The 797-nt window shown below is 65.2% G+C and carries 2 protein-coding genes; both read right to left on the bottom strand.

The features are described from left to right. Positions 1 to 404: DUF3618 domain-containing protein (locus tag ACU18_RS18890; RefSeq protein WP_157407873.1), on the bottom strand; the 404-nt coding region annotated here is incomplete at its 3' end. Beyond that, positions 401 to 797: phage holin family protein (locus ACU18_RS18885; protein WP_050688002.1), on the bottom strand; the 397-nt coding region annotated here is incomplete at its 5' end. The genes ACU18_RS18890 and ACU18_RS18885, both read right to left, overlap by 4 nt.

Raw genomic sequence — 797 nt, 5'->3', positions numbered from 1 at the left:
TCGCTGGCCGGGATCAGGGACGAGACCAGGAGTCCGGCGCCGAAAGCGATCAGGCCCGCGGCGAGCGGGTTGCCCCGGGTTTTGGACTTGACCTGGTGCGGGGCGTCGGAGATGGCGGCGCCGGCGTCGCTGAGGGTGTGGGCGACGTTGTCGCCGGCCTGGTGCAGGGCATCGCTGGTGTGTCCTGCGCCGGTGCCGGCCTTGTTGTGGACCTGGGTGGTGGCTGTGTCTGCTGCGCCCATGACTTTCTCCTTCATTCCGAAGACGGCGTCTTTGACCTTGTCGGTTTGGCGGTGGACGATGTTGGCCGGGGTGACCTTATCGGCCACGGCGTCCACGTTGGTGCCCAGCCGGGCCCGGGTGGCTTCTATGTCGGCGCGGATAGCGTCGGGGTTTTCGCTCATCGGTTTACCTCACCTGGCTTTAGGGTTGGGGGAATTTCGGAGAGTGTTTCGGTGGTTTGCGGCAGGCCCTTGATCTGTTTGAGTTCCTTGCGGCCCATGCTGGCCAGGACGGCGGCGATGACGCCCCAGAGGACTGCCACGATCACGGCGGCCCAGCCCAGCGGCATCAGCGCGCCGAGGGCGAACATCAGGCCCAGGGAGAGGAAGATCAGGACGAAATGCCCTGCAACCCCTGCCCCGGCCAGCATTCCGGAGCCCTTTCCGGCCCGGGTGGCTGACTGCTTCAGTTCGGCTTTGGCGAGTTCCACTTCCTGGCGCATCAGGGTGGACAGGTCCTTGGTGACATCACCAAGAAGCTCACCCAACGAGGTAGTATCCGCTTTCCGATGGGCC

It is taken from the genome of Arthrobacter sp. ZBG10 (assembly GCF_001238605.1).
GTDB lineage: Bacteria > Actinomycetota > Actinomycetes > Actinomycetales > Micrococcaceae > Arthrobacter.
Note: the sequence above shows the minus strand (reverse complement) of the source record. Positions and strands in the feature narration are given on the sequence as shown.